The following is a 24,879-nucleotide window of genomic DNA, read 5'->3' as shown; positions in this document are numbered from 1 at the left end:
GGGTGTGACAGCTCTCTCTGGTAGTGCCATGCCGGTGAGGCGCTTCGGCGGGGTCAGCGGACCGTCGCGCGGGCGGCCCGCTCGATGACGTCGGCCACGAGACGCGGGTGGGACACGGCGACCGAGTGGGAGGCGGCGACCTCGGTCGTGCGGGCGTGTGCGCGCTCGGCCATGTAACGCTGCACCGCCACGGGGATGTTGAGGTCACGGGTGGTGACGATGTCCCAGGACGGGATGGCCCGCCAGGCGGCGGAGGTGGCCTTCTCCTCCAGCGCCGACTGCGCGATGGGACGTTGTGCGGCGGCCATCAGTGCGGCCCGGTCGGCCGGGACGTCGGCGGCGAACTGGTGGCGGAACGTGTCCTGCCGGATGTACAGGTCGGTGGCGGTGGTGCCGTCGGCCTGGGTGTAGGTGACGGGGTCCAGGGCGTCCGGGAGCGTGGAGCCGGGGTACTTGCCGGTCAGCTCCAGGGCGCTCTCCCCGGGCGCGGGGAGGAACGCGGCCACGTACACCAGCGCCTTGACCTGGGAGTTGTCGGTGGCCGCCGCGCTGATGACGTTGCCGCCGTAGGAGTGACCGACCAGGATCTTGGGACCCTTCACGTGGTCCAGGACGGTCCGCAGGGCGGCGGCGTCGGAGGCGGGGCCGCGCAGGGGGTTCGCGGCGGCGACGACCGGGTAGCCGTCGGCGCGCAGTGCGGCGATCACGCCGTTCCAGCTGGAGCCGTCGGCGAAGGCGCCGTGCTCCAGGACGACGGTCGGCCGGGGGCGCGGGCCCGCCTCGCCGGTCCCCGCCGTGCCCTCGGCGGTGCCGCCCAGCGTGAACGCGCCCAGCGCGAGCCCTGCCGTGAGCGCCGAGACCACACCGGTCACCACGCGCTTGCGTCCACCTCTGATGCTCACCACGGCAAACTCCTCTCGGGTAGTCGAACCACGGGCCGTCCGATGCCCGTCACTGCTTTGAAGGGTGATGTGGGTGTTATGCCAGGCGGTCCGCGTCGGCCACCGCCCGGGCGAAGACCGCCGGCGCCTCCTGCGGGAGGTTGTGGCCGATGCCCGCGATCGCGCGGTGCTCGTACGGGCCCGTGAAGTGGTCGCGGTAGGCGGAGCCGTCGCCGGGTGCGGTGAAGGGATCGAGGGCCGGGTCCAGCGTGATCGTGGGGACACCGACAGGGGGCTGCGCGGCGAGCAGCCGCTCGTAGCGGTCGTACCGGCGTTCCCCTTCGACCAGGCCGATGCGCCAGCGGTAGTTGAACAGGACGACGGCCGCGTAGTCGGGGTTCTTGAAGGCCTCGGCGGTGCGCTGGAACGTCGCGTCGTCGAAGGCCCAGGTGGGGGAGACGAGCGTCCACACGTAACGGCACAGGGCGATGCGCTGGTCGACGTCCTCCATGGCCTGCTTGCCGCGCTCGGTCGCGAAGTACCACTGGTACCACCAGTTGTGCTCGACGGCCGGGGCGGCGGGCGCCAGCTGCGCCTTGCGGTTCGTGATCAGGTAACCCCCGGTCGAGACAAGGGCCTTGACGCGCTCGGGCCACAGCGCGGCGATGATGTCGGCGGTGCGGGAGCCCCAGTCGAAACCGGCGAGCACGGCCTTGTCGATCTTCAGGGCGTCCATCAGGGCGACGATGTCGAGCGCGACGGCGGACTGCTCGGCGGTCCGCGGGGTGTTGCGGGACAGGAACCGGGTGCCGCCGTGACCGCGCAGGTGGGGAACGATGACGCGGTACCCCAGGTCGGCGAGGAGCGGGGCCACGTCGACGAAGCTGTGGATGTCGTACGGCCAGCCGTGCAGGCAGATGACGACCGGGCCGTGGGCGGGACCCGCCTCCGCGTAGGCGACGTCGAGGACGCCTGCCTTGATGTGCCTGAGCCTGCCGAAGTCCGCGTGTGCGCCGGGGCCGGCGGTGGCCACGCCCGCGGCGGGTGTGGCCGCGGACGCGCCGGCCTGAAGGCCCGTCAATGAGGCGGCTGCCGCCCCGGTGCCCAGGCCGACGGCCTTGCTGAAGGTACGCCTGTTGATCATCTGAACCTCCGTCGAGCGAGACCCCCGTGGCTCTCGCTGTGATGACCTTGGCATCGCGCGCGTCACCTGTCAAACCGGTGACGCTGGAACGCGCTCGATAAGTGCTACATTGATGTGACAGTTAACTTCGGAAGGATGCGCATGTTCACCTACGACCGGCTCTTCATCGGCGGCTCCTGGGCCGAACCGAGCGACCCGGAACCCCTGGACATCCCCTCGCCGCACGACCGGTCGGTGATCGGCCGTGCCGTGCAGGCGCGGCCGGACGACGTGGACCGCGCGGTGGCCGCGGCGCGCCGGTCGTTCGACGAGGGCGCGTGGCGACTGACCCCGCCCGCGGAGCGGATCGAGGCCCTGCGGCGGTTCAACGCACTGCGCGAGGAGCACGCGGAGCACATCGCCCACCTGATCTCGCTGGAGAACGGCTCGGCGGGGTGGTTCACCCGCGCCGGGCAGCCCGGACTGACCCGGCAGGCGAACGCCTACCTGAAGGCGGCGGAGGAGTTCGGCTGGGAGGAGACGCTCGTGCCCTCCGACCCCGCGTCCCCGGTGCGCAGCGTGGTGCGGCGCGAGGCGGTCGGCGTGGTGGCCGCGGTGATCCCGTGGAACTCCCCGTTCTCCTCGGCCACTTCGAAGATCATCCCGGCCCTGCTCGCCGGCAACTCCGTGGTCCTCAAGGTCTCGCCGGAGAACTCGCTGAGCATGGGTTTCCTGGCCGAACTGCTGGAGCGGGTGGGCCTGCCCGAGGGTGTGGTCAGCGTGCTGCCGGCGGACCGGGAGACCAGCGAGTACCTGATCTCGCACCGGGACGTCGACAAGATCGCCTTCACCGGCTCGACGCGGGCCGGCCGCCGGATCGCCGCGATCGCCGGTGAGCAGCTGAAGCGGGTCAGCCTGGAGCTGGGCGGCAAGTCCGCCGCGGTGATCCTCCCCGACGCCGACATCGAGAAGGCGGTCGCGGGACTGAGGTTCGCCTCTCTGCTCAACAACGGCGAGTCGTGCATCGCCCAGACCCGGGTCCTGGCCCCGCGCAGCCGGTACGAGGAGGTCGTGAGCGCGCTGAAGGAGCTGGTGGAGTCGCTGCGGGTGGGGGACCCGGGGGACCCCGACACCTTCATCGGGCCGATGATCCGCCCCGACCAGCAGGAGCGGGTGCGCGCTTACATCCGGCTCGGAATCGACGAGGGCGCCCGCCTGGTCACCGGCGGCCCACACATTCCCGAGGGCCTGGAGAAGGGCAACTACGTCACGCCCACCGTCTTCGCCGACGTCGACAACTCCATGCGGATCGCACAGGAGGAGATCTTCGGTCCGGTGCTGGTCGTCATCGCCTACGACGACGAGGACGACGCCGTCCGCATCGCCAACGACTCGGAGTACGGCCTCTCCGGTGGCGTCTGGTCCGCCGACGAGGAACACGCCCTCGCGGTGGCCCGCCGCATCCGCACCGGCACCGTCACGGTCAACGGGGCGTCGGTCGCCTTCGACGGGCCGTTCGGCGGGTTCAAGGCGAGCGGTGTCGGCCGGGAGTACGGGGCGGTGGGGCTGGGGACCTACACCGAGTACAAGACGATCACGGTGTGAGCGGGGCGGGGTTCCAGTCGCGGGCGAGGAGGCCGAGCAGGACCTCGTCCAGGAACTCGCCCATCACCCAGGCCGAGGAGCGCAGCACGCCCTCGCGGACGAATCCGTTGCGCTCGGCGGACCGCAGCATCGCGGCGTTGTCCGCCAGGGTCTCGATCTGGAGCCGGTGCAGACCGCGCACGACGAAGCCGTAGTGGCACAGGACGGCGACCACGTCGGTGCCGTAGCCCTTGCCACGGCAGGACGGCAGCAGTCCGAGGCCGATGTGCGCGGTCCGGTTGTGGGTGTCGATGCCCCACAGCGTCGCGGTGCCCACGAGGGTCCCGCCCTCCAGTTCCACCACGGAGAACGGAACGTGCCCCTGCTCCTTGTCGTCCACCACGAGCCGCGGGTCCTTCGAACCGGGCGTGATCGGCCGCCACGGCCCGCCCTCCGCGCGCGACGCGTTGACCACGTCGTTGAAGAGCTCGGTTCGCAGAACCGGGATGTCGTCCTCGTGACGGGCCCTGAGCCCGACTTTGCCGCCCTTGAGCATGCGAGATTCCTATAGGACCGGGCTGGCCCGCGGCAACCGAATAGGGGGCGGCGGGCTCAGTGGAAGCAGAGGCAGAACGGGTGGCCGGCCGGGTCCGCGTAGACCCGCCAGTTGGCCTCCGGGCGGAGCTGGTCCGTGCGTTCCAGCACGGTCGCGCCGAGGGCGAGGGCCCGCTTCTCCTCGCCGTCGAGATCGTCCACGTCGAAGTCCAGGTGCAGCTGTTGCGGGTGGTCCTGGCTCGGCCATCGCGGCGGCCGGTAACCGTCCACCCGCTGACAGGCCAGCGGTGTGCCCTCGAACCCGTGTACCTCGACCCAGTCGGGATCCTCGGCGTCCGCGACCACCCGGCCGCCGAGCAGCTCCGCGTAGAACTCGGCGAGCCGTACCGGATCGGCACAGTCCAGCGCGACCGCCTGCAGCTTTCGAATCACTTCCGGCACTCCTTGCCCTACGACCACTTCGGATACGTCCCGTCAGGCAGGGTTCGTACCCCCGCCTGTGGGAGGCATGCGTGCGGACACCCCCGCAGGGGCGATCCCGCTCGCGTCACCGGCTTGACAGGTGACGCCGTGAATGCGCATGCTGGTGGTCGTCCCATCGGGGTGCATTTCGTGAAGGGGAGAACGGTCATGAACAGGGACCTCACCATGGACGCCGACTCGGCAGCCCGGCACGCCCGCTACGGCAGCCTCCCCGAGCGCATTCGCTTCGAGGACATGACGGAAGAGGTGGAGGCCGCTCCCGCGGGCGGGGCGAACGCCTCGTACGACCCGGCGGGCAGCTGGAAGTACTACTCGTGCCTGGCCCTCGATCTCGGGCTGTAGGCCCAAGAGAGTGGCCGGACATGATGTCGGGGGGCCGTGACCTTCAAGGTCACGGCCCCTTCGGCGCATCCCTCCCGCCGCGGGAGCGCGGCGGGCCGACCTCGTGGGTGTGTCAGTGCGCGGCCGCGGCGGACGTGTCCTTCTTGCGTGCCCGGTACGCCGCCGCCTTGATCTTGTTGCCGCACGACTCCATGCCGCACCACTGCCGTCGCATGCCGCGCGAGCGGTCGATGTAGACGCGGGTGCACTCCGGGTTGCCGCACTCCTTCAGGAGGGGGACGTCCGGCCCGCTCAGCAGCTCGACGGCCTGCCGGGCGACGGTCGCGAGCGCCTGTTCGGGGGTCGCGTCGGTGTGCCGGCCCGCCAGGGTGAGCTGCGGCGTCGCGGGCGCCTTGCGTGCCGCGGCGTTGAGCACGGCGAGCGCCTGCCGGTCGAACTCCTCGCCGAGCCGTCGGTCGGTGACCAGCCGGTAGACGGCCTCGCGCACCGTCGTCGCCGCCCGGACGTCGTCCTCCTCGCCGGGAGTGATCGCGTCCACCAGGCCGGACTCCAGGTACCAGGCGTTGAGCCGCTCCGGTGACACGAACATCTCGAAGCGGGCCGAACGCCGGGCCCGGAGGGTCGCCGCGAAGTCGAGGGCCGGATGTCCGCAGACGAAGACGTGGTCAAGGTTCACATCACCATTCTGACAGGTGACCGCCGGGAGGGGCAAGAATCGTCACCCCCCGCGACCGACGAACCGGCTGGCCCCGGCCGGCTGGTCACTCGGCCCGCAACGGCCCCGCGAACGACCTGCGCAGGGAACCGGGGGCCACCGCGGGCAGCAGGGCGGCCAGCATCCGGCCCTTGAGGGTGTGCGGCTGCCGGGTCAGTTCGACGTCGATGCGGGTGCCGGTGCCCTCGGGGCTCATCCGGAACACCCAGCCGCCGCCCGCCCCGAAGAGCTTGGAGTCGAGCGTGGTGACGGTGACCCTGTCCCCGTTCGGCTCCCACTCGTAGCGGGCCCGCTCCCAGGCGGCGGCGGTTCCCTCGGTGACCTCGGCCCAGGTGTCGCCGAGTTCGTGCACCTCGAAGTGCTCGGCGTCGATGGTCGGCCAGACCTCCGCGCGCGCGGGGCTGAAGTCGGTCAGCACCTCCAGCACGTCCTTCGGGCCGAGCGTGGAGACGAGATGGAACCGTACGACTGCCATGGCTTTCCTCACTGAGAAGTAACCGTTCTGACCGGTGACGAGAACCTCCCATGGAGGTGTGTCACCTGTCAATGCGGTTACTCGTAAGGTGGGTCGGTTCCGCTTTCTCCCACGAGCTGTTCCCTGATCGGCAAGCAACCGCTTAGTATGCGAAGAACCCCGGTCAGACCCCGGCATGACGACGCAGTCCTGTGGAGGCCCCCCATGCAGGCATGGCAAGTGCACGAGAACGGCGAGCCGAGCGAGGTGATGCGCCTCGAGGACGTGGCCCGTCCCGTGCCCGGCGACGGCCAGGTCCTGCTGAAGGTGCGCGCCGCGAACATCAATTTCCCGGACGTCCTGATGTGCCGCGGCCACTACCAGGTCCGTCCGCCACTGCCCTTCACGCCGGGCGTGGAGATCTGCGGCGAGACCGAGGACGGGCGGCGCGTGATCGCCAACCCCGCGCTGCCGCACGGCGGTTTCGCCGAGTACGCCGTCGCGGACGCCGCAGCCCTGCTGCCCGCCCCGGACTCGCTGGACGACGCCGAGGCCGCGGCCCTGCACATCGGCTACCAGACGGGCTGGTTCGGTCTGCACCGCCGGGCCCGCCTGGAGGCCGGGGAGACCCTGCTCGTCCACGCTGCCGCCGGAGGGGTCGGCAGCGCGGCCGTACAGCTCGGGAAGGCGGCCGGGGCCACTGTCATCGGGGTCGTCGGCGGCGCCGCCAAGGCTGCCGTGGCCCGGGAACTGGGCTGTGACGTGGTGGTGGACCGGCGCAGCGAGGACGTCGTCGCCGCCGTGAGGGAGGCCACCGGGGGCCGGGGCGCGGATGTGATCTACGACCCCGTGGGCGGCGAGGCCTACACGCAGTCGACCAAGGTCGTCGCCTTCGAGGGACGCATCGTGGTCGTCGGCTTCGCCGGCGGGACCATTCCGAGCCCCGCCCTCAACCACGCCCTGGTGAAGAACTACGCCATCCTGGGCCTGCACTGGGGCCTGTACAACACCAAGAACCCCAAGCTGGTCCAGCACTGCCACGAACAGCTCACCGAACTGGCCGCCCGCGGCGCGATCAGGCCGCTGATCAGCGAGCGCGTGCCGCTCGCCGGTGCCGCCGACGCCGTGCAGCGCCTCGGTGACGGGGTCACCACCGGCCGGATCGCCGTCGTACCCACGGGAGACCAGGCATGACCGACGCCGCCGAACTCCAGCGCCGTACAGTCGAGTTGCTGGCCGCTCACCCGCCCGCGAGCACGGACCGGCTCGACTTCCTCAAGGCCCGCTTCGACGCCGGGCTCGCCTGGGTGCACTACCCGGAGGGGCTCGGCGGGCTGAACGCGCCCCGCTCCCTCCAGGCCGTCGTGGACGCCGAACTGGAGGCCGCGGGCGCCCCCGACAACGACCCGCGGCGCAACGGCATCGGCCTCGGCATGGCCGCGCCCACCATCCTCAAGTACGGCACCGAGGAGCAGAAGCAGCGCTATCTGCGGCCCCTGTGGGTGGGGGAGGAGGTCTGGTGCCAGCTCTTCAGCGAGCCCGGCGCCGGATCCGACCTCGCCGCACTCGGTACGCGAGCCGTGCGAGAAGGTGACGACTGGGTCGTCAACGGGCAGAAGGTGTGGACCTCCGGCGCCCACAACTCCCGCTGGGCCATCCTCATCGCCCGCACCGACCCGGACGTGCCCAAGCACGCCGGCATCACCTACTTCATCTGCGACATGACCGACCCGGGCGTGGACGTGCGCCCGCTCCGGCAGATCACCGGCGAGGCCGAGTTCAACGAGGTCTTCCTCACCGACGTCCGCATCCCCGACTCCCGCCGCCTCGGCGCGATCGGCGACGGCTGGCGGGTCGCGCAGACCACCCTCAACAACGAGCGCGTCGCCATCGGCGGCATGCGCCTGCCCCGCGAGGGCGGCATGATCGGCCCGGTCTCGAAGACCTGGCGCGAACGCCCCGAACTGCGCACCCAGGACCTGCACCAGCGCCTGCTGAAGCTCTGGGTCGACTCCGAGGTCGCCCGCCTCACCGCCGAGCGCCTGCGCCAGCAGCTCGTCGCCGGACAGCCGGGCCCCGAGGGCGCCGGCATGAAGCTCGCCTTCGCCCGCCTCAACCAGGAGATCAGCGGCCTGGAAGTCGAACTCCGGGGCGAGGAGGGCCTGTTGTACGACGACTGGACCATGCGCCGGCCCGAACTGGTGGACTTCACCGGCCGCGACGCCGGCTACCGCTACCTCCGCTCCAAGGGCAACAGCATCGAGGGCGGGACCAGCGAGGTCCTGCTGAACATCGTCGCCGAGCGCGTCCTGGGCCTGCCCGCGGAGCCGCGCACCGACAAGGACGTCGCCTGGAAGGACCTCGCCCGATGACCGATCTTCTCTACTCCGAGGAGGAAGAGGCCCTCCGGGCCGCCGTGCGCGACCTGCTCGCCGACCACTGCGACGCGCCCGGCGTCATCGCCCGCACCGAGTCGGACACCCCGCACGACCTCGCGGCCTGGAAGGCGCTCACCGACGGCATGGGCCTCGCCGGGCTCCTGGTCCCGGAGGACAAGGGCGGCCAGGGCGCCACGCACCGCGAAGTCGCCGTCGTCCTCGAGGAGTTGGGCCGCGCGGTCGCCCCCGTGCCCTACCTCACCAGCGCGGTCGTCGCCACCGAGGCCCTGCTCGCCTGCGCCGCCGACGACCTCCTCGCCGAGCTAGCGACAGGGCGGAAGATCGGCGCCCTCGCCGTCGCCCTGAACATCGCGCCGGGCGGCGCCTACAAGGTCGTACGCCATGAGAACGGTGCCCTGCACGGGGAGTTGACGGCGGTCGCGGACGCCCGGGCGGCCGATGTGCTGCTGGTGCCCGCGGACGACGGCGGGCTGTACGCGGTGGACGCCTCCGCCGCGACCGTCACCCCGCAGATCTCCTTCGACCTGACCCGGCCGCTCGCGACCGTCACGCTCGACGGAGCGCCGGGCCGCCTGCTCGGTGACGCCGAGGCCGCCGTGCACCGGGCCCTCCGGGCCGGGGCCGGGCTGCTCGCCTCCGAGCAGTTCGGCCTGGCCGAATGGACGTTGACCGAGACCGTGCGCTACCTCAAGGAGCGCAAGCAGTTCAACCGGCCCGTCGGCGGCTTCCAGGCGCTCAAGCACCGGCTCGCCCAGCTGTGGCTGGAGGTCGTCAACCTCCGTGCCGCCGCGCGCAACGCGGCCGACGCGCTCGCCACCGGCGAGGACACCGACGTGGCGGTCGCCGTGGCCCAGGCCTACGCGGCGTCCGTCGCCGTGCACGCCGCCGAGGAGGCGCTCCAACTCCACGCCGGGATCGGCATGACGTGGGAGCACCCCGTGCACCTGTATCTGAAGCGGGCCAAGTCCGACTCGATCGCGTACGGCACGGCGGGCGTGCACCGCGCCCGGTTGGCCGAACTCGTCGACCTCCAGGCGCCCTGAGCATCCTTTCCCCAAGTCCGGTACAGCCCGCCCCACCTGGGGCGGGCTTTTCCGTGCGGCCGCGCGCAAGGAGTGAACGGGTGGCGGCGGTCCGGCCAACTCCTAGCGCGTACAGGTTCATTGAGGTGCAGATGGCCCCATACTCCCTGTGGTTCCGACCCACCCCACAGGGAGGCAGAACATGGCCCGCATCACCCGTCGCAGAGCCCTCACCACCTTCGGCGTCACGGCCGCCGCGGTGCTCGCCCCGCCCGCCGGCAGCGCGTGGGCCGCCGACCGCAAGCACCGCCCGCGCCCGCTGTGGCGCGCCCACGCCCACAACGACTACGAGCATCCGCGCCCCCTCCTCGACGCCCTCGACCACCGCTTCGGCAGCGTCGAGGCCGACATCTTCCTCGTCGGCGACCAACTCCTCATCGGCCACACCGTGGACGCCCTGGACCCGACGCGCACCCTCGAATCCCTCTACCTCGACCCGCTGGCCGGGATCGTGAAGGCCCACCACGGTTCCGTGTACCGGGGACACCGCCGCCCCCTCCAACTGCTCATCGACATCAAGACCGAGGGCTCCTCGACCTACCTCGAACTCGACCGCCATCTCCGGCGGTACAAGCACCTGTTCACCACGTACGTCCACGGCAAGGTCGTACCCGGCGCGGTCACCGCCGTGATCTCCGGCGACCGCGCCGCCCGGGTGCCGATGGCGGCCCAGACCGTCCGGCGGGCCTTCTACGACGGCCGGCTCACCGACCTCGGCACCTCGGCACCCGCCTCCTTCATCCCGCTGATCAGCGACAACTGGACACTCAACTTCACCTGGCTCGGCACGGGCACCTTCCCCGAGGCCGAGCGGCAGAAGCTGCGCAGCATCGTCCGGCAGGCCCACACGCGCGGACAACGGGTCCGCTTCTGGGCCACCCCTGACCTGCCGGGCCCGGCCCGGGACGCGCTGTGGACCGAACTCCTCGCCGCCGGCGTCGACTACTTCAACACCGACGACCTGGCAGGCCTGGAGGCCTTCCTGGACGCCCACCGGTAGACCGCCTCGAACGGGCGCGGACACCACTCGTTCGGAGGACACTTCAGCCGCACGGACGAACCCTCCGCTACGCCACACTTGCGGCCGAACGCCGCGAAACGGTCCCGGCGGCGTGGCGGAGGAGGCTGTCCATGGCGATTTCCATCTCGGTGCTGGTGCTGCTGCTGATCCTTGCGGTGATCTTCCTGCGCAGCGGCGGACTCAAGGTCTCCCACGCGCTGGTGTGCGCGCTGCTCGGCTTCTACCTCGCCGGCACGAACATCGCGCCCACCATCCACAGCGGCATGACGGCGACAGCCGACATCGTCAGCAGCCTGCGCCCCTGAACCGGGTCGCGCTCAGCTCCTCGAGAACACCCCGATGCCGTTCGGGACGGGGCGTTCGGCGCCGCCCGAGGGGTGGTTGAGAGCGGCGACGGAACCCGTGCCCGGCATCCTCGCCGCCATGGTCGTCGAACCGCCGCCGTCCAGGCTGAAGGCGTCGACCGAGCCCAACGTCCGCATCGTGGCCGCGACTTCGGCGATCGTCAGCCCGCTGCGATAGGCGGGCGCCCCGTCCAGCGCGAGGAGATACAGCCTTCGACCGCCGTCCGCGATCCCCACGGCCGTCCGCACGGCGGACGTCGTGTCGTCGAGGCCGGGCAGCGGACGGCCGTCCTCCAGCAGGGGATACCCGCCGAGCGCGAAGCGGTAGGGGATGCGCGACGAGGCGGCGACCAGGCGGTGCTTCACCGTCACCGCGGAGCCGACCGCGAGCTTGCGCAGGTGCTGCGCGCCCGCCTCCCGGCCCACGAGCACGGTGGTGTCCGCGGCGATCGGTCCGCTGCCCGGGGTGTCTGCGGCGGCCACGACCCGTCCGGCACGGACCGTCACCTCGTAGGTGTCGGTGCTGCACGGGGCCGCCCGGTCCGTGTCCGTCCCGCAGGTCGCCCGCACCCGGGACACGCTGCCCCAGTCCGCGGTGAAGGCGCCCACCGAACCGACGGGCAGCGCGTACTGGTTGAGCCCGCCGAGCGGCAACCGCCCCTCGGGTGTGCGGACCGATCCGTCCAGGGTCAGGTCGTCCAGGCGGGCCCGGCGGTCGGTGCCCACCCCGAACACGTCCTCGGTGCCGGTTCCGGGCGGCAGCGCGGGCCCGAAACGCTGGCCGTCCGGCACCGCCCCCTTGAGCACCCGCCCCTGTGCGATCGCCGGTCCCACGCTCGCGCCGGTCGCCTCCACGCCCGGGTGCTGGGTCTCGGTGATGTTGAAGAAGTCGCCGTTGACCCCCGCGAGGGCACCCTGAGCGGTCGCCTGCCGGGACACCGTGGCCCGCGCGGCCACCGCCCCCGGATACAGCAGCCCCACCCGCACCCGCGGATCGCGCAGGTCCACGCGCAGTACATGGGCGTGCGCGGGCCCCGCGGCCGCGGAGAGGTCGAACTGCCCGTACCGCACGCCCGTCGCGAGCCGTGTCCACTCCGGTGCGGCGCCGGCCGGTGCCGCACCCACCAGGGCCGTGCCGGCCAGCGTGCCGAGTGCCGCGAGAAGCGTCAGTACTGATCTGCCTGCGCCGAAACGTCCTTGACGGTGCGTCACAGCTCTCCCTGAGGTCTCGTCAACTGTCCCAGAACTCGGGGGAAGTGCACCAGAGGACGGCGGCCGCGGGGCCTACTCGGCACCGACCACACGCGAACGGATGAGGAAACGCACCCCCTCGGGTGCTTCCAGGGAGAATCCGCTGCCCCGGCCCTCGACCACGTCGACAATCAGCCGGGTGTGCGCCCACACCTCGTACTGGCTCCTCGACATCCAGAACGTCACGGGCGTTTCGACCCCGGCCACGTCCAACTCGGCGAGCAGCACGTCCGAGCCGCCGGTACGGAACTCGCCCTCCGGGTAGCACATCGGCGCGCTGCCGTCACAGCAGCCGCCGGACTGATGGAACATCAGCGGCCCGTGCGCCTCGTGCAGCCGACGCAACAGCCCGGCGGCCGCGGCCGTCAGCTCGACACGCGGCACCTCGTCGTACCCGGCACGTGCGGAATCCTCGTCCATGGTCGTCGAGTGCACCACGGGGAAGGTTGCGAGGGGGTTGCACGGACCGCCACCCGGACGCCCGGCCTCAGGACAGGTCGATGGGCGCCGGATTCCACTTGTACCGGGCGTCGTCCTCGTCCTTGAGGAGAACGCCCGCCTCGGCCATCCGGTCCAGGATGTCCACGAGCATGTCGCCCAGGGGGTATCCGTCGACCCAGAACATCCGCTTCACCGGGGAGAACTTCTGGTCGGGCGGGAAGACGCCGAGGAAGATCCCGAGCCGGAACGCAGCGTCGTCGTAGTCCCGCCAGTCGGCCAGGATGTCCTTGAGTTCAACAGCTTCTCCGGCCTTCATCAGGGCTCCTCTCCCTCAGCCTCGGCGAGAAACGCCTGGACGTCTTCCATGGATTGTGCCTGGGTGTTGATCCAGTCGTCCTGGGTCGACTGGATTCTCGCGTTGTACCCGTCAGGTGAGACGCCGTTCTCGTCCGGCCCGAGCATGATGTGGAACTTGTCGTCGGGGTCCGGGCGCGCAGTGAGGCCCCGCGCAGCGAGCGCGTCGTCCTTGATGGCCCACAACGGATCCTTGGACTGGCCGCCGGGAAGCCAGTTCGGTCGTGCCACCCTGTACATCTTCGGCAGATTGGTGTTGGTCGACAGGCCAGGAGGGGTGGCTCCCTCCTCGTCGACGACGATGTTCCCGTCCTCGTCGAGGTTCTCCTCGTAGTCCCTATCCCGGCCCCCCAACGTGCGGGCGGAGTTGCCGAGCATCGGCTTGCCGTCCGGGCCCGCGCGCATCGTGCGGAAGTAGATGGCACCGGCCGCCGTCACCTTCCACCAGTGGCACTCACCGAAGAAGATGCACATGGTGCCGCGTTCGTTGGCCTTGGCCTGCTTGTCGAGGGCCGCATGAAGCCCGCTGACCTCGTCGGCGAACGACTTGGAGCACAACCCCGGTTTCCCGCTGCACACGTCGTCCCAGGTGCCGACCTCGGTGCCGTAGGCGAGCACCTTGTCAGGCATCTTGTAGGTCGACGCACGGGGGTCGAACATCTTGTCGTAGTGCGTCTTCAGTTCCTTCGCGAACGCCGCGGCCAGCTGCTTGATGTTCGGGGTGTTCGCGCTGAAGCCGAAGTGGGGCGAGATGAAGACGGAATGCGGGTGATAGTTCGAGCAGTTGTGCGCGTTGCACAGGCTGCCGAAGCCCTGCTCGTCGGCGAGGCTCTGCGAGATCGGCGGAGCGTCCGGGGTCACCGGCACATTCATGGTGGGGTCGGCCCACCAGTTGTCCTCGCCGGTCGGGTCGGACAAGGTCACGGGGTCATTGCCCGCGTAGTCGTAGCCGGGAAGCTGGTCGGTGTCCATGGACTCGAAGACCGGGTCGTCCGAGAGGAACCGGCCGGTGAACGGGTCGTACTCCCGGGCCCCCAGGTTGACCAGCGAGGTCGCCGGGTCGGGGGTGCCGCCTGCGAAGCCCGTTCCGTTGGGGAAGGCGCTTGCTGAACCGGCGCGTGTCTGACCGAAGGGCAGGTACTGGCGGCGCGTCACCGACTGCGTCTGATAGTCGATGGCGACCGTGGCGGTCCCCTGCTGGTTGGGAATGAGGTACTGGATGTCGCCCGAGCTGCTCCGCTGCGCGATGGTGTGACCGGCGACGGTGTAGTACCGAGTGCCCGAGAGCGTGTGGGTCGTCGTGTCCTCGACGATCTGGGCGTTCCCGACGAACAGCGTGGCTTTGCCGGGATCGGTGCGCAGAGCGAGGCCACCGGTGGCGTCGTACAGGTAGCTGGTCGTACCGCTGCTGGTGGTGTCGGTGGCGACCTTGCCCTCGTCGTTGAAGGTCAGGGCCTGCTGTCCGGCCGCGCCGCCGCTGATGGTCTGGGTGTTGCCCGCGGCGTCGTAGGTGTACGAGGCGGTGTTCGCGGCGGCGTTCGGTCCGGTGGCCGTGGTGCTGGTGAGGGTGTGCGGCTGATCGGTGGACGAGCCGGGGGTCGGGTAGTTGTAGGTGGTCGTGGTGTCACCGGCGGTGTTGCCGGTCGTGTCGTGGTCGGTCTGCGTCTTGCGCAGTCCGTCGGCCGTGTAGGTCCAGCTCTGCCAGTACGGGTTCGGGCCGCCGACGGTGCTGCTCGCCCCGGTGGCGGGAACGGCGGCACAGCTGTCGGTGGCCGTCCAGGCGCTGCTGAGATGGTCGGCGTAGTCGTAGCTGTAGCACTGCGTGTCGGTGACGGCTCCGCCGTCCTGTGTGTCGCTGACGGCGGTGAGCAGGCCCGCGCCCTTCGAGATGCGTGTGTCGCCCCAGGTGTAGCGCGCGTGGTCCACCACAGTGCTGCTGGTGGAGTCCGTGGTCTGCGCGTCCGTCAGGGCGCCCGTCTGCTCGTCGTAACCCAGGGACAGCGCGACCCAGTTGGTGGAGGGGCCGAAGGTGTACTGCAACAGCTGACCGGATGCGGAGTAGCCGATGGCGCTCACGTAGGTCCAGGCGTTCGTGCCGCTGCTGCTGAGGCTGGTCGGTTCCCCGAACGTGTCGTAGCCGGTGGTGAGGGTTTCCGCCGGCAGACCGCCTTCCGCGGGATCGGCCTCGGTGGCCGGCGCCCCGGTCGGCTTGTAGGTGTAGCTGGTGGTGTAGCCGGCCGCGGGAGCCAGCGCCGCTTCGTCGGTCGGCAGGTTCGCCAGGGTCGTCTTCTCCGCGGCGATCTTGCCCAGGGAGTTGTACGCCAGCACCGCCGTCGTGACCGACGGGCTGCCGGTGCCCATCTGGTACGAGGTGCTGGCTGTGGGCATGCCCTTCTTGAGGGTGTCGTAGGTCCATGCGCCGATCTGGTTCGCCGTCGACTGGGCGACACCACCGGTGGTGTCGTAGGCGCCGGTCTTGCGCCCGTCGGCGTCGTAGCTGTACGACAACTGCTTGCCGCGCGAGTCGGTGGTGTTGAGGACCAGCCCGGCGTCGTCGTAGGCGGTGGTGCCCGTGCCGCTGTCGGGATCGGAGGCGGAGGTCTGCCTACCGAGCAGGTCGTACTTCCAGGACCAGGTGTTGCCGGCGGCGTCGGTCTCCGAGGCCCGGTTCCCGTCCGGGTAGTAGGTGTACTTCGTGTCCGAGTAGTCCGAGGCGGTGTCGTTGACCGGATCGGCGGCCGCACCGGTGTGGTACTCGTACAGGTGCGTCACGCGGCCGCGGCCGTCGGTCAGCAGGGTCTGGGCCGTGGCACCGGACGGCGGGACGGTGGTGGTGAAGTCACCGCCGTAGACCGTGGTCGTGTGCCAGGTCTCGGAGCCGAGCTTGTATGCCGTGGCGACCGTCTTGCGGCCCGCTCCGTCGTAGGTGTAGCCGGTCTCGGAGGGGATCTGGCCGTCCTGCGCCTGGACCAGGGTGCTGTCCGGGGCACCGGTCGCGTTGTACGGGCTGGACGTCTTCGCCACCTGGCCGATGGTGTTGTAGACCGTGTCGCTGACTTCCCGGCTGCCGTCCGGGGCGGGCGTCTGGGTCTCCCGCACCCGCAGCAGCGCGTCGTAGAGCATGGTCGCGCTGCGGTAGGTGCCGTCGTCGTTGAGCGACTGGGTGGTGATCGTCGACGGGGCGGTGTTGCTCAGTGTGTAGACGTACTTGGTGACCGGCGAGGTGATGCCGGGGTTGAAGACCTGGGTGAGGCGGCCCAGTGCGTCATAGGTGCCGGAGGCCTTGTAGCCCGCCGGGTCGGTCACCGACAGCGGGACGTTGCGCAGCGGGTCGTAGGTCTTGACGGTGGCGTAGCCGAGCGGGTCGGTCTCGGTGATGGACGTCGGTTCGGTGCCGGTCGTCGGCGAGTACGTCGTCTTCACCGTGCGCTTGTCGGCGTCGGTCGAGGTGGCGGGACGGCCGTACTGGTCGACGGTGGTGCTGGCCGTCGTCGTGTAGACCGGCGTGGAGCCGTTGTAGCTGGTGGCCTTCTGCGTCGAGGTCGGGTCGCCGACGCTCGGGGCCGCGCCCAGGGTGGTGGAGAGGTCGTAGAAGGTCTGGGTGTCGGAGACCGCGTCCTTCGGCAGTGTCGGCGTGGTGTCGCAGTCGACGGACACCGTGCGGACCTCGTCGGCGGTGTCCAGGATCCACTTCGCCGTGTTGTCCGCGTAACTGGTCGTCGTGCACAGGTCGTCGGCCGTGGTCGAGACGTCGCCGCGGTCGTCGGTCCTGGTGACGCGACCGTACGTGTCATGGGTGAAGGCGGTCTCGGTCACCCGGGTGCCGCCGGCGGCCATCGGGGTGTACACCTTGCTGTCCGCGGCGCCGGTGAGGAACGCCTGCTGGTCGGGCAGCCCGGAGACCGCGTGGGTGGCGGTGGCGGCCGAGGTCCACGGGGTGGTGACGGCGTCGCTGACCACCTTGTTGCTGCCGCTGCCGTTGTACGTGATGGACTCGTACGTCTGACCGGCGAACTGGTTGGAGTCCTTGACCGGGGCGTCGCCGCGGGAGTCCGTGATGCTCACCGAGCGGGTCGCGCCGCCGGGCAGGGTGTCGCCGTCCATCCCGCGGAAGAACGTGGTGTCGGTCTGTGTGACCGGATCGGGCGCGGTACCCGTGGTGACCGTCATGCCCTGGTAGCCGCGCCACTGGTTCCAGGTGCGCTGCGAGGACTTCGTCAGCGGATTGGTGTCGTAGTGCCAGGCACCGCCGCCGATGGGCGTGTAGTGGGTGGAGACGGTGTCGTTGACGCCGCCACCGGTGGGGTCCTGCTGGGTGACGCCGGTGACGATGAACTTGTTGAACCAGTCCATGATCGGGCTGGTCTGCCCGGTGGGTGTCCAGTACTCCGGGTAGCACCGCTTGGTGTTGGTGCTCGGGTCGGACGGTGTGCCGGAAGCGCAGTCGGGCGCCGAGTAGTTGACGTTGATGATCGCGCCGGTCTCGGTGGTGATCGTGTTGAGCCGGTGGCGCGTGATGGGCGGGTAGCCGTTGGTGACGTTCACCCGGTTCGAGAGCGGTGTGCCGGTGAAGGTGACGGGCTTCATGGCGATCGGTGATGTGGAGCCGCCGCCGGTGGTGTCCTGGCCGGTGTGCACCAGGGTGGACAGCCACAGCGCCGGAGAGGTCGAGTCACCCGTCGCCGGGAACGCGTAGGTGAAGTCCCACTTGTCGACGTTGGTCTCGGTGGTGCCGGACAGCGCCTGCGTCTGCACCGTGCTCAGCTCGTACTCGGACCAGAAGGTGGGCGACGTGACGCTGCAGGAGGCGCCGCTGGCACAGTTCAGGTCGTACGGGACGTCCGGCCAGTCGGCGGCCGTCGACGAGGACAGCGTGGAGGTCGCACAGCCGGTCGCGGACGTCTTGCAGCGGCCGTTGTAGCTGAAGGTGATCTGCGCGGCGGGGCTGGTCGAGTAGACGGAACCGTCGCGTTGGCCGTACTGGATGCGGGTGAGGCGGGAGTCCCTGCTGTACGGGGTGTTCGCGGTGGTGCCGAGGTCACGCGCGTAGTACGCCGTGTCGACCGTGTAGAAGGAGGACATCACGTCGCCGTGCGTGTCCTTCACGTAGTCCAGGTTCCAGCGATAGGCCTGCTGGCACCAGGAGTTGGAGAAGGTCGCGTTGTAGCACGGCTGTCCCGACGCGGTGGCGTAGACGGGCTCGGTGAGCACGGAGTTCGTCTTGGTGTTGCCCGAGGCCCAGCCCGGCAGTTCGTCGAGACCGAAGGTGTACTGCGTGCCGTCGTCGGTGGTGACCCGGAAGTACTCGCCGTTCTGGGCCCCGTTGGCGGCGCCGGTGAGGTACTCGACCTTCTCGTTGGAGTCGCTCAGTGGGTGGTAGGTGCCCGTCTTGTCGTCCTTGACGAGCGTGGACGTCTGGCCGTTCAGGGAGAGCGTCAGCTGGTTGTCGTCCGACCAGCAGTAGTCCCGGGTCTTGGTGGTGCCCGCGGGGTTCTCGTTACAGGACTTGTACGACCGCTCGACGAAGCTGGCCGGGAGGCCGAAGCCGTCGCCGACGACGGACGCCTGGTTGTTGGTGGAGGAGACGAGACCGTCGACGGCCTGGGAGTTGTAGCTGAGCCCGAGCTTCGGCGCCATCCCGCCGGGCACCCCGGGGACGGACATCGGATACGACCACTCGAAGCCGTCGGAGCTGCCGCCGGCCTGCCACGAACCGGAGGGGCTCAGCGAGGTGGCCGAGAAGTCGCCGCCTCCGCCGCCGCTGTCCGAGGTCGCCGCGACCACCATCGTGCTCGCGGCCTGCAGCATGGCCTGCTTGGTGCCGGACGCGGCGGCCTGCCGTGAGACGGACGGCTGCGTGCCGGGCAGGGGCACGTCGGCGTGCAGGGTGTGACCGTGTGTGTCGTTGCGGGAGGCCAGCGGAGTCTGGGTACGGCAGGAGCGGACGCCGGGGGTGGTCAGGGCGCAGGCGGGCAGCCGCACGAGGTGCAGGCGGGAGGCGTAGTCACCGCCGAAGGCCCCCGCGTAGGCGGAGTAGTCCAGGCTGACCGCGACCTTGCCGCCGGCCGCTCGGGCCGCTGAGCCGGAGGGAGCCGTGCCGGAGGGGGCCGCACCGGAGGGAGCCGTGCCGGTGAGGTCCAGCAGCACTCCGTGGACGCCCGCGGCAGTGGCGGATCGATGCGGAAGCAGCCGTACTTGGAGCCGGTCCGGGGCGCCGTTGTGGCCGCTTCGCCCGATCCGGACCGGCAGGGAGCCCGCGCGCGCGGTCTTGCCGTCCGCCCGTGGAACGGTGAGGGAGGCGGTGCCGGCGGGCCAGCTGACATGGGGGGTCTTGTAGGCCGGCATCCGCCGGGATGCGTGGTAGTGCGAGGCGACCTCGTGCACAGCAACGGGTTTGCCGTGCGCGGGAGTCGGAGCGTGCCGGAGGGGGGCGGCGATCGCCTCCGGGCCGACGCCCGGCAGGGCCGGTGTCAGGAGTGCGAGCACGAGCAGCACAGGCCAGCGCGCTGTGATCCGGCCGCTCCTGCACCGCGTCCCGACTCCGGGTCTCATGACCCGACTTGCCCACGCTCTGGTGACCGCCACGGTCGCGCCCCCCACAAGTTGACTGTGCTGCCGCTGTGTTCGAAACGAGCGGGAACGTATCCCGGCGAAACGACGGGCCGAGCCGCGAGAACCAGTTCGTGGGCATAGCTTTGCGAAAGCTATGTGATCGAATATGGGCAGGATTGCTGGCAAGGGCGCTCAAATCCTGCCTCATTCCATCTAGTCGGAAGGCGCCGCACTTCCTACGTTCGTCTGCTGTCACCCGGGAGCAGCGAGCAAAGGATTCTTCATGCACCTTCACCGCATGCGCGGCGGTCGTCACGGGTCATGGCGCGCGAGACGGGCCGCGCTGACCGGCCTGGTGGCGTTGGCCCTGGCGGTCGGCGTCGCGCCCGCGCAGGCGCGTACCGCCGGTCAGGGACGGGCCGGCGACTCCTCGGCCCCGACCACCACAGGCAAGACGGCAGAGACACGCGCGAGTCATCCCGTGAAGGACCCCAACCTGCCTACGCTCCCTGACGGGTTCGGTCCCACCCCGGCGGAGCGCCGCGCCATGGAACGGGCCGGCGCCGCCGCGCGGAGCTCCGGGAACAAGGTCGCGGTCGCCGCCCTGACCACCCCGGTGCAGCAGGTGAGGGCGCTGCCCCGGGGCGGCTTCGAACTGGACAGCAATCCCAAGCCGGTGCGCACCAGGCAGCACGGCCGCTGGGTGCCGATCGACCTGCGGCTGCGCCCCGCCGCGGGCGGGCGCCTGGCCCCGGCCGCGACCGCGTACGGCAGCGTCTCGTTCTCCGCGGGCGGCAACGCGCCTCTCGTCAGCACCAGTTACGGGCACGCGACCATGTCCGTCGCCTGGCCCGGGCGGCTGCCGGCCCCGGTCGTCAAGGACACGACGGCCACCTACCGTGACGCACTTCCCGGCGTGGACCTGGTGGTGGCGGCCACCGCGGCCGGTGGGTTCACCGACACCCTGGTGGTCAAGAACAGGGCGGCGGCCGCCGATCCCGCGGTGAAGTCCCTGAGGCTGGGCACCACGGTCACCGGAGGCGGACTTCGCCGTGCCCCGGACGGCGGGCTGAGCCTGCTGGACACCCGCGGCCGCGATGTGCTGGACGCCCCGGCCGCGCAGATGTGGGACTCCAACACCACCCTGCGACCCGCCCACGCGGCCCGTGTGACCCCAGGCGCCAAGGTCGCGGCGGACGCCTCGGACGCCGGCCACCCGGGGCTCGCCGCCCGCCTTGCCCCGGTCGGACTGAGCACCTCCGCCAAGTCACTCGTTCTGAAGCCGGACACCCGGCTCCTCACCAGCCGCGGGTCGGTGTTCCCGCTGTACGTGGATCCCACCTTCAACTGGCATCCGTACGACCCGGCCGCCCCGCATTTCGACGAGATCAAGCAGGGGTGCCCCAACACCTCGTTCTACGACAAGACCGACGCGCTGTCCGACTCGGGGCGGCTCGGCGTGGGCTACAACGGCTGGTCGGAGGGCGACTGCGCGGCCGGTCTGGAACACGCCCTGTACCAGTGGAAGTTGTCGTCCACCCTCTACGGGGCGCACATCAACACCGCCACCGTGAACGCCACCGAGGTCTACTCGGCCTCCTGCTCCAGCAGCTACACCGTCAACCTCCACTGGTCCGGCGGCTTCGGCAAGGGCACCGACTGGTCGAACCGGCCAGGCTTCAACAGCTACTCCACGTCGGCCTCGTACGCCCGTGCCTGGAATCCCACCTACTGCCCCTCCAACGGTGACGTCACGCACGGGCTGAACGTGCTCACTCCCATCAAGGCCGATGCCCTCGGGCACTCCTCCACGTTCGCCGTCACGCTCAAGGAGGACTCGGCCGAGGACGCCCACAACGCGTCCGGCTTCTCCCGCTTCGCCGACAATCCCAGCCTGGAGATCTTCTACAACACCATCCCGAACGTGCCGGCCGTGAGCACCATGTCCGCCGTCTCCGGCGCGCACTCGGCGGGCTGCGACACCATCGCTCCGTACCCGTACATGGGCAAGACCATCGCCTCCACCCCGCCGGTGCTCAAGGCCAAGGTCAGTGACGGTGACGGCGACAAGCTTCAGGCCACCTTCCAGTACTGGGTGGACGGCTCGACCACCAAGGCCACCGTGCTCAGCGGCGACAATCTCGCGAGCGGCAGCTACGCCACCGCCTCGCTGCCTTCGAGCTTCACCAGTGCCCTGACCAACGGCAAGATCGTCGACTGGCAGGCGAAGGTCACCGACGGGGAGGACACCACCGCCTACTCCTCGACGTGCCACTTCGTCGCCCAGCCCACTGCCCCCGACGAGCCGACCGTCAGCTCGGAGAACAGCCTCTACCCCGACACCGACAACGGGGGCGCGGCCGGTGCGGTGGCGGGCACCGCGGGCACCTTCGACGTGGCGACCAGCGGCGGCGCGAGTGCCACGAAGTTCGTCTACTCGCTCGACGTCGGCCTCGACCCCACCGTCAGCCCGCCGGCCTCCCAGACCGTCCCCGCCACCAGCAACGCGGGCAAGGTGACCGTCACTCCGTACGCCCCCGGCCCGCACACGCTGTACGTCTACGCCATCGACGCGGCCGGCGACTTCTCCGCCACCCACCCCTACCGCTTCCTGGCCACCGGTCACACCCCGACCACCTGCGCGAGCCTGACCGCCTGCTACAACAACACCGGCATCAGCGCTGACGCCACTCCGTCGCAGGCCGACATGGACGGCACCGGCAGCAGCTACTCCGCCACCGACCTGAACAACGTCGGCTGGACGTCCGGCGGCAAGGTCACCATCGACGGCGCCACCTTCACGCTGCCCGCCTTCGGGGCCGGGCAGAAGGACAACGTGCTGGCCGCCAACCAGACCGTCACCTACAGCGGTTCCGGCAACGCGCTGGAGTTCCTGGCCTCGTCGTCGTACTCCAACTTCACCGACCCCGGCGCCATCAACGGTCAGGCCACCGCACCGTACGTGCCCGCCGGCAGCGCCGTGACCGGTACCTACTGCTTCACCGGGACCACGCCCGACGGGCCGTGCGCCGCCACCGGCACGGTCAACTACACCGACGGCACGTCCACTTCGTACGCCCTGACGGTGCCCGGCTGGACCGTCACCGACGATTCGATCGCCGCGGTGATCCTCCCGCACCGCAACAACGCGAGCGGCCAGACCGCCAGCAAGCGGCGGCTGTACGCGTTCTCCGTCCCCCTGGACCCCTCCAGGACCATCGCGTCGGTCACCCTGCCCGACGTCGGCAACAAGATCGGCAACCACACGCCGTCGCTGCATGTGTTCTCCCTGGCCACGCGCAACACCACCGTGCGCACGACGGAGTCCAACGGCACCAATGTGGCCGCCCCGAGTGGCCAGACATGGACCGGCGCCTGGGGCAGCCCGAGCGAGGGCGAGGACGGCGACATGGGGCCCTTCGGCAACCAGACCTTCCGGGTCGCGCTGCGCCCCTCCGTGTCCGGCAGCACCGTACGCATCAAGCTGGACAACGCACTGGGCTCATCGAAGCTGTCCATCGGACACGTCACCGTCGCCACATCGTCCGACACCGTGCCCGATCCCAGTGAGCCTTCCTCGGTGCCCGCAGGCACCCCCACCTCGCTGACCTTCTCGGGCAGCCAGAGTGTCACCGTGCCCGCCGGCGGCATGATCTACAGCGACCCGCTGCCCTTCCCGGTGACCCGGAACAGATTCCTGCTCGTCTCGTACTTCCTGTCGAACTCGGTCAACGCGATCGTCTGGCACACCGCTGCCAACACCGGCCTGGAGTATCTGGCCGACCCCGGCACCGGCGACAAGACCACCGACACCACGGGGAACCCGTTCACCAGCTCCAAGTGGGAAGGCACCCCGGTCACGCATCTGCTCACCGACGTCGACGTCACGACCGCCGGCGCTCCCACGAGGGCCATCATCGGGGACGGCGAGTTCGACACCTCGCGCCCCGAGTCCATGCCGAGCGGCACGCAGATCGACGACGTGCTGCAACGCGCAGACGCTTCCACCGACCAAACCTCCGGCGAGATCTCCGAGAGCCTCTCCGCGAACCAGCTCATGAGCGACTACGCCGACGGCGCCTTCCCCGCGTCCGGCCCCTCGCTCCTGTCCCGTATCGACCGTGACGTACTCGACCAGCCGGGCGTGAACAGCGTCCTCCTCTACGAGGGACTCGAGGACGTGTTGGAAGGCGGCCGCACCGACGTCGACCTGGAGACCAACGGCTACACCGCCCTCGTCCAGCAGCTCACCGGCTGGGGGATCGGCACGACGGTCAGCACCCTCACCCCCTGCGACGGTTACACCGGCGGCGGCACCACGACAGCGTCCCCGGTCAACGACCCGTGCACCACGACCGTCGACCAGTACCGCTCGGCGGTGAACGACTGGCTGCGCAGCTACAACCTCGGCGGGTGGTGGGACACCCCGCCCGTCTTCGTCACCGACATCGACGCGACCCTGGCCACGATCGACACCACGAACGGTGAGGAAAAGCTCGCGCCGGGCGCCGACAGCTGGGACCACCTCAACCCCAAGAACGCGGGCTTCGGGGCCATCGTCGGCGTCTACGACTCACCGCACCACAGCTGGAACCTGGACGACGGCGACGGCTACACCTTCGCCAACGACACCGCGCCCACCGACACCGCCTACGCGATGCCCGACACGACGGTGGGCAACAATCCGCTGACCCTGAGCGGAGGCACGACCTGGACCAACGACACGACCCGTGGTGAGGTGCTGAGCCTCGACGGGACCAGCGGCTGCGCCACGACCGGTGCCGGCGCGCTGGACACCACCCGCAGCTACTCCGTCTCGGCGTGGGTCAAGCTGTCGTCCCTGCCCACCCACAACGCCACGATCGCCGCCCAGGACGGCAGCCAGACCAGCCCCTTCATGCTCCAGTACAACGCCGCCGGCGGCACCCCCGGCTGGTCGTTCAGCCTCAGCCAGAGCGACACCGCCGACGCCGGGTTCTGGAACGCCTACTCCTCCGGTGCCACCGCGGGCACCTGGACCGATCTCGTCGGCACCTACGACGCCACCACCCGGACGGCGAAGTTGTATGTCAACGGTGCCCTCGCAGCCACCGCCACCGGAGCCGTCTCCTGGAGCTCATCCGGTCCCTTCACCGTCGGCCGTGGCAAGTACGACGGAGCGGCCACCGACTTCACACCCGGCGCCGTCAGCCACGTCCAAGCCTGGAACTACGCGCTCACGCCCGAGGAGGCCGACGCTCTGAACAGACAACTGCTGTGACGTCCGCCGAGCGCCTCTGAGCGGCGGGCGCGCCGGGA

Annotated in this window: 18 protein-coding genes; 8 read left to right on the top strand and 10 right to left on the bottom strand. The window is 70.3% G+C overall.

Going from position 1 to position 24,879, the window contains the following annotated elements:
* Positions 1-53: 53 nt before the first annotated feature.
* A complete protein-coding gene (locus AC2XR2_RS06115) occupies positions 54-905 on the bottom strand; it encodes an alpha/beta fold hydrolase (protein WP_491514521.1) in 852 nt (283 codons plus the stop codon).
* A gap of 73 nt (positions 906-978) precedes the next feature.
* Complete coding sequence (locus tag AC2XR2_RS06110; protein ID WP_449348637.1) at positions 979-2,025, bottom strand: alpha/beta fold hydrolase; 1,047 nt, start codon at positions 2,023-2,025, stop codon at positions 979-981.
* Between the two features lie 141 nt (positions 2,026-2,166).
* Between AC2XR2_RS06110 and AC2XR2_RS06105 the strand changes: the two genes are divergently transcribed.
* Positions 2,167-3,609 carry an aldehyde dehydrogenase gene (locus tag AC2XR2_RS06105; protein WP_491518415.1) on the top strand — a complete coding sequence of 481 codons (1,443 nt, stop codon included), beginning with the start codon at positions 2,167-2,169 and terminating at the stop codon, positions 3,607-3,609.
* Here the strand turns inward: AC2XR2_RS06105 and AC2XR2_RS06100 are convergent.
* Positions 3,599-4,144 (bottom strand): GNAT family N-acetyltransferase, encoded by a 546-nt coding sequence (locus tag AC2XR2_RS06100; RefSeq protein ID WP_491514520.1) that lies wholly within the window; start codon positions 4,142-4,144, stop codon positions 3,599-3,601. The two genes, AC2XR2_RS06105 and AC2XR2_RS06100, sit on opposite strands and share 11 nt — an antisense overlap.
* A 56-nt stretch (positions 4,145-4,200) precedes the next feature.
* Positions 4,201-4,575: a VOC family protein gene (locus AC2XR2_RS06095; protein WP_330268425.1), complete on the bottom strand. Its 375-nt coding sequence runs from the start codon at positions 4,573-4,575 to the stop codon at positions 4,201-4,203.
* 198 nt (positions 4,576-4,773) lie between these two features.
* On the opposite strand from AC2XR2_RS06095, the gene AC2XR2_RS06090 reads away from it, so the two are divergent.
* Positions 4,774-4,968 carry a hypothetical protein gene (locus tag AC2XR2_RS06090; protein WP_330268426.1) on the top strand — a complete coding sequence of 65 codons (195 nt, stop codon included), beginning with the start codon at positions 4,774-4,776 and terminating at the stop codon, positions 4,966-4,968.
* Between the two features lie 112 nt (positions 4,969-5,080).
* Here the strand turns inward: AC2XR2_RS06090 and AC2XR2_RS06085 are convergent, their stop codons facing one another.
* Complete coding sequence (locus AC2XR2_RS06085) at positions 5,081-5,644, bottom strand: CGNR zinc finger domain-containing protein (RefSeq protein ID WP_491514519.1); 564 nt, start codon at positions 5,642-5,644, stop codon at positions 5,081-5,083.
* An 85-nt stretch (positions 5,645-5,729) separates the two neighbouring features.
* Entirely contained in the window at positions 5,730-6,158 is a 429-nt protein-coding gene (locus tag AC2XR2_RS06080; protein ID WP_449348636.1) for an SRPBCC family protein, read from the bottom strand.
* A gap of 204 nt (positions 6,159-6,362) precedes the next feature.
* On the opposite strand from AC2XR2_RS06080, the gene AC2XR2_RS06075 reads away from it, so the two are divergent.
* From AC2XR2_RS06075 to AC2XR2_RS06055, 5 genes are all read left to right on the top strand, one after another.
* Positions 6,363-7,331 (top strand): NADPH:quinone oxidoreductase family protein, encoded by a 969-nt coding sequence (locus AC2XR2_RS06075; protein WP_491514518.1) that lies wholly within the window; start codon positions 6,363-6,365, stop codon positions 7,329-7,331.
* Positions 7,328-8,509: an acyl-CoA dehydrogenase family protein gene (locus AC2XR2_RS06070; RefSeq protein ID WP_449348634.1), complete on the top strand. Its 1,182-nt coding sequence runs from the start codon at positions 7,328-7,330 to the stop codon at positions 8,507-8,509. The genes AC2XR2_RS06075 and AC2XR2_RS06070 overlap by 4 nt, the downstream gene beginning before the upstream one ends.
* Positions 8,506-9,579, top strand: a complete 1,074-nt coding sequence (locus AC2XR2_RS06065; RefSeq protein WP_491514517.1) for an acyl-CoA dehydrogenase family protein — start codon at positions 8,506-8,508, stop codon at positions 9,577-9,579. The genes AC2XR2_RS06070 and AC2XR2_RS06065 overlap by 4 nt, the downstream gene beginning before the upstream one ends.
* A 181-nt stretch (positions 9,580-9,760) precedes the next feature.
* Positions 9,761-10,618 (top strand): phosphatidylinositol-specific phospholipase C/glycerophosphodiester phosphodiesterase family protein, encoded by an 858-nt coding sequence (locus tag AC2XR2_RS06060; protein WP_491514516.1) that lies wholly within the window; start codon positions 9,761-9,763, stop codon positions 10,616-10,618.
* A 131-nt stretch (positions 10,619-10,749) separates the two neighbouring features.
* Positions 10,750-10,944: a hypothetical protein gene (locus tag AC2XR2_RS06055; RefSeq protein WP_123759253.1), complete on the top strand. Its 195-nt coding sequence runs from the start codon at positions 10,750-10,752 to the stop codon at positions 10,942-10,944.
* 12 nt (positions 10,945-10,956) lie between these two features.
* Here the strand turns inward: AC2XR2_RS06055 and AC2XR2_RS06050 are convergent, their stop codons facing one another.
* From AC2XR2_RS06050 to AC2XR2_RS06035, 4 genes are all read right to left on the bottom strand, one after another.
* Positions 10,957-12,195 carry a phosphodiester glycosidase family protein gene (locus AC2XR2_RS06050; RefSeq protein WP_491514515.1) on the bottom strand — a complete coding sequence of 413 codons (1,239 nt, stop codon included), beginning with the start codon at positions 12,193-12,195 and terminating at the stop codon, positions 10,957-10,959.
* 72 nt (positions 12,196-12,267) lie between these two features.
* Complete coding sequence (locus AC2XR2_RS06045; RefSeq protein ID WP_381301408.1) at positions 12,268-12,654, bottom strand: DUF779 domain-containing protein; 387 nt, start codon at positions 12,652-12,654, stop codon at positions 12,268-12,270.
* 67 nt (positions 12,655-12,721) lie between these two features.
* Complete coding sequence (locus AC2XR2_RS06040) at positions 12,722-12,991, bottom strand: hypothetical protein (RefSeq protein ID WP_491514514.1); 270 nt, start codon at positions 12,989-12,991, stop codon at positions 12,722-12,724.
* Positions 12,991-19,515, bottom strand: coding sequence for an RHS repeat domain-containing protein (locus AC2XR2_RS06035; RefSeq protein ID WP_491514513.1), 6,525 nt, complete (start codon positions 19,513-19,515; stop codon positions 12,991-12,993). Before AC2XR2_RS06035 ends, AC2XR2_RS06040 begins: the two co-directional genes overlap by 1 nt.
* A 349-nt stretch (positions 19,516-19,864) precedes the next feature.
* Between AC2XR2_RS06035 and AC2XR2_RS06030 the strand changes: the two genes are divergently transcribed.
* Complete coding sequence (locus AC2XR2_RS06030) at positions 19,865-24,841, top strand: LamG-like jellyroll fold domain-containing protein (protein ID WP_491514512.1); 4,977 nt, start codon at positions 19,865-19,867, stop codon at positions 24,839-24,841.
* The last annotated feature ends 38 nt before the right edge of the window (positions 24,842-24,879 follow it).

It is taken from the genome of Streptomyces sp. LS-MS-L19 (genome assembly GCF_058382285.1).
The sequence above is the reverse complement of the archived record's forward strand: the minus strand, read 5'-3'. Positions and strand labels throughout refer to the sequence as shown.